Below are 10806 nucleotides of genomic sequence, written 5' to 3' on the forward strand. Positions count from 1 at the left end.
AAATCACCAAGTTGATGTCATAACGTGATAATTTGAGCCTTCCACTTGAAAGCGAGATAGCCACAGTAAAAACAGTTCATTTAACTGAAAGACACTTTGATGAGGTTGGATAATTTCATCTGACTTAAGTTTCATAAAAGAGTGCAGTTCACCCTGATCATATAATGCAGAAACTTGATCGATCGAAGTTCCTAATAAAATAGAAGCTTCAATTGCATTGACTGTGATTTTATTTAGATGACTACCTTGTCGTGATAATTGTGTATTTAGAAATTGATAAAGATGTTGTAACACAAGATTATCAGCTAGCCTGCTTGAAGGAAGCCTTATTGATTTAATCAGAATATCACCAAATACATCTGAGAACTTCGTATGTTTAACTGAAGCTGCTTTAATTTCAAAATGACTAAGACACGTATTTAAATACTTATCAAAAAATTCAGGCCATTGAGTCATATTCTCATTAAAGCTTGTAGAGCCTGAAGTTGCTTCTCTATGTCGTATCCACCATAAGTACAATCCCCAACGATGAGCAATAGAAACCTCAGGAAAAGTGTCCACTTGATCTCCTGCGAGCCATTTACTCACATATAGTTCTTCTACATCTGCTTTAGTAGTAACGTTAATCTTCTTATACGCAACACCACACTCAGGACATTGATATATTGAATCCCGCAATAAGTAATCAATACGCTCACCACAAGCACATTGATGAATAAGAGAACAACAATGACGGTGACAGACTGTATATGGTTCAAAGTGCCATATCTGCCTAATATAAGACGCTTCACCTAAACATTCAGGGCAAATACCTATATTTGACTGACGCAGGAACTGTCGAGGGTATAGCCGTCCCTGCTGAATGACGCTGCCTACCCCTAAAGAATATTTTTGATTAGCTCTATAAATAGCCAGCGATAGAACCGGTAAAACATCTTGAGCTGTCATCATACTAATTTGCTTTAAACACTTAAGCCGCTCTTTACTGCTATGTTTTGCAAAGCAAGGATTCAACATGTGAAGGTCACGCGGTAACAAACGAGACTTTGTGCCATTATGTTTATAGAGTTCAAAGTTTAAAGCACCGACAAATGTCTTATACTTTTCAAAACCATTCGCTTGAGCTAATCGTAAAAAATAGCTTTCGAGTGATTCATCTACATGTGGTTTAGGTCTAATTAATAGCAACTCAACCTCCTCCAAAAGCAACCCTTTAAACGTCTAACAATTACCTTTCGTTAGTGTTCAAAAAGACCTTACATTTGATTCCAAGAACAACATAACTACATTCAAATCTGGTAAGTGCTTATAGCTAAAATGTATTGTTTCTTTCATTGAATCTAATCTAGAATTTAATGCCTAAAAAGATCATTCAATGACTTAACCTTATTGTCACTTTTATGGGATAAATGATCGTTATCCATATAATCGTCCCAGTCCTCTTGATTTTTTGGTTCTTGATAAGTGATTTTGTTAAGCGGTAATACAAAAGGATTATCAAATTTCTCATTCAATAATGATTCTGTGGCTTTAATGAAATCAGTTAATTCAATCTTCAAATGATCTTCTAACAATGCAATTTTAGTAGCTAAATTAATCAGTTTTCTTAAACGCCCCATGTTGCCTCTACAAAATGCATATAGTGGTAAAGCAATCGCTTTTGAGGTTAACTGACTAGTTTTTTTGAACGGTAGTGCTTTGTCGACTTCATTTAGAAAGAGCAAATAAAATTCCCTTTCTTTCTCATCGGTTACTCGAAATGGTTTTAATACTCTTTGCAGAATAAATCGCCTAGCAAGCTGAGAGTTTGCTTCAAGAATATGTTTGCTATTTGGCATACCAAACATAACAACAGGCACTTTTGATCTAACGATTAACGTTTTAAGCCAGTCCGCAGCCCTAAATAGAATTTTAGAACTACGACGCTCAATCATATGCTGAAATTCATCAATAATGATTAGCTCTGTTTCGCAATTTTTTAGCAGAGTGACCAAACGATTATTTAGCAATACAGCGTTATTTGACGTGCAATAAAATGGGTCATTAAGATCATTTAACATTTGTTGAGACGCTGAAATTGGAGACGAGTTTTCAGGTAATGTTGTATATAAAACAGATACTATCGTTTTATTTTCTTTATCAACACTAGGGTAAATATCTAAATAACGTTGAATTAAACTTGTCTTCCCCGCACCTGTATAACCAGTAATTAACATACAATCAGGTTCACCACCTAAAAAAGAGTCTTGTCGACAGTTATCAATCTCCTGAAGAATTGAGCGTAAATACGGCGTATTCACAAAAAGATTTCTCACATCTGAATACTGTTTTTTGAACTGATTATTCATCTTCTTTACCCAGAGTCGAAACAGACCAACTTGGTACATCCAAACTTACAGTCCAATCATTTACATTCCTGCCACTTTCTTTTACTACCGTCAATGAATTGGCACCTTCAGCTTTTTTAATTTGTTTCGATAATCCAATATCATTTTTTTCTAAATAACGTGCAGCTCTGACACGATTAGAGATGGATGACGATGATTTTTTTGTTTTAGTTTTCTTAGTTATTTGTATTTCTGACTCAATAATCTCTTTAATTTCTAACATAGCAGTCACAAGATCATCGATATCATAGTTCTGTCTAATATGCTCCCTTGCATATCTTCTATTCAAATTATGTTGCCAAAGGGTTAATCCTTGTGCGTAATTTTGGTTTAAAGCAGGAACAACAAAATATGAATTTTTCTCACAATCTAAAACAAAGATAAAACCCATATTCCCGGGGAGAGTTTTAATTTTGACCTTTCCATTCCCGTCTCTCGCTCTAAGAGCAGCCAGCTCCTCGCTATGGTAACGAACATAAAGAAAATTTATTCCATCTTTTCGAAGAGTTTTAGTGCCTGCTTTACCAAGCTTAAAATCTAATTGCATGAGAGAGCCGTCAAATAGACGAACTGGAAACCTTTCCATTGATTCTCGCCATACTAGAGAAGGAATATTTGTTTCTCGTGAGTTTGGAGAAACCTGGTAAACGTCTACAATCCACTTATGAGTAATTTCTATCATTTTTGATTTTGAGATTACTGCATTTTTTTGAGGGTCATAATCTCCGCGCAATAAGATATCACTAAATGTTTTTCCAGGTATTGAAGAGAGTAACTCTGTATTTACAGTTCCAAAAAACCGTTCCACCGACGCCTTGAGCCAAGGATGCCGGACTGGGTTACTTAGGACTTCAATTCCCAAATCAAGGCAGTTATCAGTTAAGTTTTCATCCCAAAACTCTTTACCATTATCAAAAACAAGTAACTCAGGAACACCGCAAGCTGGCCATGTATTAACAACACTCTGAAACTCATCTTTCACATAATCTTTTTTTAGAATCGAATTCTTTAAAGCATAAGCAACAGATAAAAAACTTGGTGGCTCAAAACCTAAATAAAAACCTGTGATTGATAGGCTATGTGAGTCGATTAATAAAGTAAGATATGGCCTTCCCATTGGTAGCCTTGAAATATCATCAACTACAAATAAATCTAAACGAGTATGATCTACTTCAACTCGTTCTAATAAACGTGTTGTTTTAATTTTCTCTTTAATCACTCTAAAATCTTGATCTGCTTTTCTTTTACCATAAGCTAATTTTGCCTTTTCATATGGGTTAACTTGATGAAATCGATTTCGAAATGTTTCATAACTAGGGTAATTATGGTTGGTTCCATTCAAGTTATTATAACGTTTAATTCCAGTTCTTAGACATCTCATACCTTCGGCTAAACAAGGTCTCTCAGCAGTCAAAGTTCTTAATATATATTCATTCAATAACCTATCTACTTCAGGCTCTAATCTTTTAACTCTATTGCCTTTGTTTTTAGCGGTTGTAACTAAAGAAACAATTTGAAAATTACTCTCTTTAAATGATTTCCACCATCGAGATATTGTTCTCCAGTTTGGTATATCATCGCCGAATTTTTCTTTTAATAATGGTTCGTGAGGAATAATATGTCTTTCTGTAAATATCTGAACGTCATTTTTAATGAGGTAATTTATTATATTATAACGGTGAATCGCTTCGTTACGTAACGTCTCTGAGAATGCTGAAATATCTTTGAGTTCTTCATCATTATTGTAAGTTTGTGCTATTTTGTTTTGATTAGACTCTATTTCATTAAGTTTACCTTCGAAAAAAGACTCGAAATTATTCATCACAACACCCATACTCTTGTTTGATTATTTATCGGCTCATATAAGTCTGAACCTAACTCTCCTTTTGCAATTAAAGCGCAAATTTCACAGGTTAAATTCCCCCCGTGCCCTACACTTTTACTTATATCTTCGATAGTTACGTTTTTTACAGAAAGCACTTCACTTTTTATCTGCCTATGTAGCTCTTCAGAGCATTCATGCATTACATATCGATGTAAAACTTTAAGATTATCCAAGAGAGGCTTAATGCATATTTGAGTTTCATCAATTACAACAAGCTCAAAACCAAGATCTAAAGCTGCTTCTTTCTTAGCTTTAAACTCATGTAAAAATGAATCTTTGATAGCTATTTTATGAGGCTTTACTTCGTATAATCGTCGTATACCTTGACGATCTATAGAAGCAAAATCGGCAGTATAAATATGAACTTTATTTTCAATATAGTATTCAAACCCTAATGGCTGAGATTCGAAGTAAACCACTTGAGGCGCATATTCGAAGTGAAAACATGCATTGAACTCTAGAGTTGATTCTGTAAAAATTGTTTCACCTGTTTTTTGACTTGGAAATCGATAGATATTGTTTATCGCTGACTTTCCAAGTACTCGCTTACTAATCATATTAATACCAATAATTTATATCGCCTACCCTTAGTCTTGGTATAATAATTCAAAAAAGTCAAGTTCGTTTTTATATTTTTTTCAACTAAAAAACCTTATATCATTTATTAATGAATTATTAGAAATATTGTTTAAAGCATTAAGTATTGATCATCAACGTTGATTATTGATTATTGATTATCTACGACATTATGAACATGAAAAATACAATCCATTTAAATAATAAATTAAGTTTTTTTTGACACTGAGTTAGATTATAAGACCATAGTGTAACTGCTTTTAGATATTAGTCATGCTCAACAGTCTGTTTAACAAATTGTTTTTTAAACTTTTTTGACTAATATTCAGTATTCAACTGAATTAAATTTATAAGAAAATACATTTATAAATTAACAATGGAATTAAAACTAACCGACTCAACAATCGAGCCAATCACAGTTAATGCCTTCCAGCTTCCAATAGCAGTATTAGTGCGGCCTTCGGATACCCTTAGCCGCTTTTCACGATCATCTAAAACAACACTAATTCGCTTCATTCAATTGTCATGAGACAAGTGCCTCTCTTCGATACGGGCTAAATGAGCAGTTAGTTGAGAAACAGCTTTAGCCATTTCACTAGTGGCAGCGCGTACCTCTGAAAACTGTTCTTTATTCTCTATACATTGAGCTTCAAAAGGCTCTTTAAAAGAATTTAAGTCGCCCATATGGAATCCCAGAAACGAAAAAGCCCCACACGAATGCAGGGCTTAGAAATGAGAAAGGCCCGCAATCTGCGAGCCTTTTAAAGTAGATTGCTGTAAACACAATAATAACAGCGTGAAGAAAATGTAACCCCTCACACCTAGGGTTTCAAAGCTTAAGCGCTTAAAACTTCAATTTCCTTTTCCTGTCACAAAACGGCAATTAATAGCCTAAACGCTTGAATATTAATAACTTTTCATATCTAGCACTTAAAGCCGCGGGCTGTATACGGGCGGAAAATAGAGTGTGTTTTTATATAACATGAGTAATAAATACTCCAAACTTGTGTCAATTTAAAAGCTAGTTGAGTTTACTTTCATGGGCATTAACACCTTGCTCATCGGGAAATTGGGATCGTAGCGAGTAATTTTTCCGAGTGCAGCAACTTGTTATGCGCCTTGAATACTAGTCTGCTCATTAGCTTCTTCATTAACTCCATTTACCCCGACTAAAGAGTGGACAACAACCCTGAGGATCATCCACCATGCATACACAGATGTTATTGATGACGAAGAATTATCACTCAATAAACCGTGAGCAACTTCATTTCTTAAGTTCGCTCCCAGCGAGTCCGTAAAGATGCTTTTTAATTCAAAACAGAAGTCTTCTCCGAAAATCTGAGAAACATTAGGTAGCTCCATTAATGTACTGAGACCGTTTTCATGCTCGATACCAGCTCGATCTATATTGCTTGTGTGTGCACCTGCTTCTTTTAATTTCATACGAACAATGTGCTCAACTTGAGGGCATAGTAAATGAATAGAACTTCCAAAATCATGTTCAAAACCTAGCCATAAAGCATGCCCTAGGAGATACGAGCGGTCTTCGGGCACAATTGGAGAGTGATGGCAAAGAGCCTGTAATAGCTCCTTTGTAACTCTATGCTCCATTAAAATCTGTCGCAATGCAGGTAATATCCTCCCCTGTACTATTAATTGAGTTTCTATTCCAAAGTGTTGCTGAACTTGCAGGTTTAACACAGCCGCATTATCTTGATCACCCTCACCTGCATTAAAGTTCATCGGCGGAGTCTTCCCAACCACACGTCCATCACTACTCATGTGTGTGGAGCCGCATAGACTACTTATTAGGCTACCCTTAATACTTTTTTGAGCACTTGAACGCAAGGCACTGTAATTAGGGCCAGAGGACAGCCCTACAAAGTATATTAGCACCTCTTCCACTGACTGTTTTCCAGATACATGGGATGTAGACGCTTCAATAGTATCTGAGAGGTCTACTCCTGGGGTTTCAATCAAACCCATTTCGTCTAAAGAGCCCCTTCCTGTTACCGATATTTTCTTCCGAATACCATCAATTCTTTCACTTACGTTATAATCGTCACGATACTTGATAGGAATACGTCTATAGGCCTGTATTGCATTTTCATAAAATGAGTTTGCGACCATATTACTGTCAGAAGATCTAAAGCATGCTTCTCTCTCAAAGCAATTAGCTAGAGCAACAAGAGACTCTAGCCATCCCTTAATATCATCAGATTGTTTGTATTTCTTAGCCGACATCTCGTAATAAGATCTAGCAGAATTAAAGTCACCCAAATCCACTAAATCATTTCCATTATTGAATAGCTTATAAGCAATACTCTCTTTGAAATTAGTATCGATATTGAGCTTATCCATCAACTCAGCAAGCCATAATGTCATGAACTTACAATTCGAATATTCAAGCCCAAATGCAGCGAATAGTTGATTCTTAATTATATCAAGGCGATCAAAATCTCTTAATTGCATACAAAGCCTTGCGGCTCTTTCCCAACAATTGTTTACATCACGATGCCATGTGTCAGAATCCAAACCATGAGAAATATACGAATCAATTGCTGTTTTGGCATGATCTGGGTTTCTAGGCTTTTTACATAACCATAGTAAATCGGCTAATCGTGACTTTAGCCATGGTTCTGTAACATCTACCAGAATTTCATCAAAAAATTGTAGTTCATCTTCTGTAAAGTCTTCAGGAAGCGGTGACCGTCTTCCTGCTTCGAAGTTTTGAAAGTAAGGTTTGAAAGGTTCATTTATACTGGTAGGAGAAAGTAACATTGAGGCAGAACGACTTAATAAGTTTAGGATTTTTCCCTGCTTCTCTAACCCTGACTCTAATTTTTTCTTAGCACTCTCCTCAAGGCTTCTCATAACAGAAGAGTACCCATATTGATCTTCAACTAGTACATCATAGCACCAGCCGCATGCAACAAAGTCATCTCGAGCATATAGTTCATTTGAATTGATCATTAACTTATTTAATCCTTCTACCAAAAAAGCTGAAGTTCTGCAAAACTGTGTAATATTTTAGTAATTCGCACGCAGTTTGTGCAGTATGTCCACCGCACTCAAAGCACCACATCTGATTAATTTATAAAAGGAAGGGCAATTGATTCATTGGAAGACTCTCTGGCTAAAACGCATGCGCGTTATCTCGATTCCTATATACTCTTGTCGAGCACAACTATTTTCGTGCCACTAAGACAGTTAATCGATTCTACATAGTTTATTGATCGGAACAATGATAGTTCGTGCCACTTCATTGATATTTGTAACGTTAAAACTAACCAGTTTTATTAGAACTTTCCTTTTCCACTGACAAAACGGCAATTAATACTCTAAACAACTGATTATTAATAACTTTTCATACCTAACACTAAAAGCCGCGGGCGGTATACGGGCGGAAAATAGAGTGTGTTATTTGCATGTTTTTAGCGATAGTTGTGCCTAACATTTGTCTATTTAGAGGAAATTGAGTTTTCTTAAGACGAAAAAATACAGCCAAATGGCTGCTTTCTTATTATGGGGATTAACGTCTCAAGCACCGAGTTCCAGCACGCTTGAGTGCGATAGTGACTTGATTTGTTAGGTAAGTATTGTACCTTTATCTTTGGTCCCATCCTACCACAACGTCGTTTTCTAGTGTGATTCGGAGCTGGTATCTATTGCCCCCCTCAGATCCGTACTTCCATATTTCTTTCTTTTTGGTTTTTAATACTTTTTGATCAATATCCTCAGCTTGACCCAAGGATTCGGCTACTTGATCAGAAGTTTGCCCCTGCCAAATAGTTTGGTTCATAATGTTATTCACAATGTTCTCGTCATTGTACTTTTGCATTAGCTTATTTCGCTTTTCGGCCCTTGCTTTCTTTGCATTACCCCAAGACAAAAATTTGACTAAAGCGACAATAAAAACGATTACTATGCCGATAATTATGAGGTTCTCAATCCCACCTAGTACCTCGGTAAATTTTACGGCTAACCAAATCACTCCTCCAATAAGAGCTAAATAGATAACTCCTTCAGTTTCCTTTTTTGTCATTTTCTTAGCCATCGATCTCTCCTTTGAAATTACCTAACGCTTTAATAATCCGCACACTCGGTTTACCCAATTTATTCACCGCAACCAAAGCGTTACATCTAATTAATTCTTAAAAGGAAGGACAATTGATTAACTGAAAGCCTCCCTGGCTAAAACACATGTATGTTATTTCGATTCCTATTTACTCTTGTTGAGTTCGGCTATTTACATGCAACTAAGATAATTAATTGATTCTACATAATTTAGTAATGGGCACAATGATAGTTCGTGCCATTTCATTGATATTTGTACCGTTAAAGCTAACCAGTTTCATTAGAGATTTCCTTTTCTCGTCACAAAACGGCAATTAATACTATAAACATCTGATTTTTAGTAACTTTTCATACCTAGCACTAAAAGCCGCGGGCGGTATACGGACGGAAAATAGAGAGTGTTTTTTACTTAATATTAGTAATAGTTGTACCTAACATCTGCCTAATTAGAATAAAGTAAGTTTTTTCAAATCAAAAAAAACAGCCTATTGGCTGCTTTCTTATCATAGGGGTTAACGCCTCAAACAGCGGCAGTTTTAGAGCGGCGAAGCTGCGGAAAAGCTGTCCAGCCACGTAGTGGCGGTGCTGCTTTGATTTGTTATGTGTTTTCTGGCCATTGGTAGCTTACCCACTCCTCGTCGAAGTCTACTTCTTGTAGTATTTCTGTGATCTTGTGCGGAAGGGACGCTGACTGTAAAAAACTTGAGAATCTCGAAACTACGGAGCCTGCCGGCTCAGATGACTTGTGAGGCACATACATTGAAAATGTAAATACGTCATCTTCGTGTGAATCAAATTCAAAGCCCGCAATGCGAGAGCCCTTATTTTGCTTTAAAACCACTTTCCCAGAATCTTCTGCTACAAGATCTAATTCAATGGGGCATTTACTCAAGACGGCCCCTAGGGTTGATAGACCACCTGGGGCAAATATTTCAATTTCGAAATCTTGATCCATGACTCTCTACTTACATATAACGCTCCGTTAAAGGGCGGCTAATGTTTGGTTAAAATGTGTAGCGAAGCGAAACCGAGCCAAACTTTGGCAGTCCCGCTTGAACAGCTTGTTAGGTGAGCTACCTTGTGCCATTGCATTTTGGATATGTAGAGCAGCCCCAAAACTTATTTCCAGTGTTAAACCCTTGCTTTGCTGTTTTTAACACCATTTTTTCTGTACATTTAGGGCATATAGGAGCTTTCAATAAATCATATAGAGAAAAACATTCAGCTTCGGCATCGTATGAACTCTTGAAAATAACAAAAATTCTTTTAGTGTTTTCTAATACTTATCATTAAAATACTCTGAGAGTAGCTTTATCCATCGCTCCTTATCAAAATGTACCAACAACATAATGCTGCATTGAAAATTATACTCGTTTGAATAAATGAACGTATGAAAAATATCTTTGAAAACTTCTCCTTTTGGTGCATTTGGGTTCAGCTTAGCTTCTATTATTAGTTTCTGGTTTTCTGTTTGTGTATCATCCTGACCAGCATGCACTAAAAAATCAGGGATCGTAGTAAAATATTCGTGCATATTTACTTTACGATGAAATTTCTTATCTAGTCGTTCATAAGTTTTACAAATCGCAATATTAGCACGGTCTGACCACATAAACCTTTTAGGAACTTCGAAATCATATTCAAGTTTTTGGTAAGCAGATTGTTTCTCGAAGATTCTTGAAAATTGGGTAGAAAATTCATGCATAAACCTTAATTCAAGACGTTTTAGATTTTCTCCTCCAACTACTTCACCATCATGAAAATAGTAATCTGGTAAGCTATAAAACCTTTTAGCAACTTTATTAAGGGCTGTAATCACATCATTAATTGTGTCTAACACCGACTATCCTTATTATCACCTAGACATAATGACTCCCCACT

The 10806-nt window shown here is 36.0% G+C and carries 11 protein-coding genes; all 11 read right to left on the reverse strand.

The features are described 5' to 3' along the window. Positions 1–3 precede the first annotated feature (3 nt). Entirely contained in the window at positions 4–1188 is a 1185-nt protein-coding gene (locus tag TW85_RS15805) for a TniQ family protein (protein WP_046018074.1), read from the reverse strand. 164 nt (positions 1189–1352) lie between these two features. Further along, positions 1353–2348 (reverse strand): TniB family NTP-binding protein, encoded by a 996-nt coding sequence (locus TW85_RS15810; protein ID WP_052702247.1) that lies wholly within the window; start codon positions 2346–2348, stop codon positions 1353–1355. Continuing rightward, on the reverse strand, positions 2341–4209 hold the full coding sequence (locus tag TW85_RS15815; RefSeq protein ID WP_162197507.1) for a Mu transposase C-terminal domain-containing protein: 1869 nt from the start codon (positions 4207–4209) through the stop codon (positions 2341–2343). Before TW85_RS15815 ends, TW85_RS15810 begins: the two co-directional genes overlap by 8 nt. Further along, the gene (locus TW85_RS15820; protein WP_052702249.1) at positions 4209–4829 is read right to left on the reverse strand and encodes a TnsA endonuclease N-terminal domain-containing protein; all 621 of its coding nucleotides are present in this window, start codon (positions 4827–4829) and stop codon (positions 4209–4211) included. Before TW85_RS15820 ends, TW85_RS15815 begins: the two co-directional genes overlap by 1 nt. Positions 4830–5211: 382 nt before the next feature. Beyond that, positions 5212–5364 carry a hypothetical protein gene (locus TW85_RS26180; protein WP_157196961.1) on the reverse strand — a complete coding sequence of 51 codons (153 nt, stop codon included), beginning with the start codon at positions 5362–5364 and terminating at the stop codon, positions 5212–5214. Next, positions 5365–5532: a hypothetical protein gene (locus TW85_RS26185; protein WP_157196962.1), complete on the reverse strand. Its 168-nt coding sequence runs from the start codon at positions 5530–5532 to the stop codon at positions 5365–5367. It abuts the gene before it with no gap. Positions 5533–5958: 426 nt separating this feature from the next. Beyond that, positions 5959–7821, reverse strand: coding sequence for a DUF4209 domain-containing protein (locus TW85_RS15825; RefSeq protein WP_046018075.1), 1863 nt, complete (start codon positions 7819–7821; stop codon positions 5959–5961). Positions 7822–8455: 634 nt separating this feature from the next. Then, complete coding sequence (locus TW85_RS25595; RefSeq protein WP_052702250.1) at positions 8456–8905, reverse strand: hypothetical protein; 450 nt, start codon at positions 8903–8905, stop codon at positions 8456–8458. A gap of 618 nt (positions 8906–9523) precedes the next feature. Next, a complete protein-coding gene (locus TW85_RS15835) occupies positions 9524–9880 on the reverse strand; it encodes a hypothetical protein (protein WP_046018076.1) in 357 nt (118 codons plus the stop codon). A gap of 118 nt (positions 9881–9998) precedes the next feature. After that, positions 9999–10124 carry a topoisomerase DNA-binding C4 zinc finger domain-containing protein gene (locus TW85_RS26370; RefSeq protein ID WP_272947169.1) on the reverse strand — a complete coding sequence of 42 codons (126 nt, stop codon included), beginning with the start codon at positions 10122–10124 and terminating at the stop codon, positions 9999–10001. Positions 10125–10201: 77 nt separating this feature from the next. Beyond that, positions 10202–10765, reverse strand: a complete 564-nt coding sequence (locus TW85_RS15840) for a hypothetical protein (protein ID WP_046018077.1) — start codon at positions 10763–10765, stop codon at positions 10202–10204. Positions 10766–10806: the final 41 nt, after the last annotated feature.

The sequence above is a fragment of the Marinomonas sp. S3726 genome, from assembly GCF_000967665.1.
In the GTDB taxonomy this organism is placed as follows: Bacteria; Pseudomonadota; Gammaproteobacteria; order Pseudomonadales; family Marinomonadaceae; genus Marinomonas.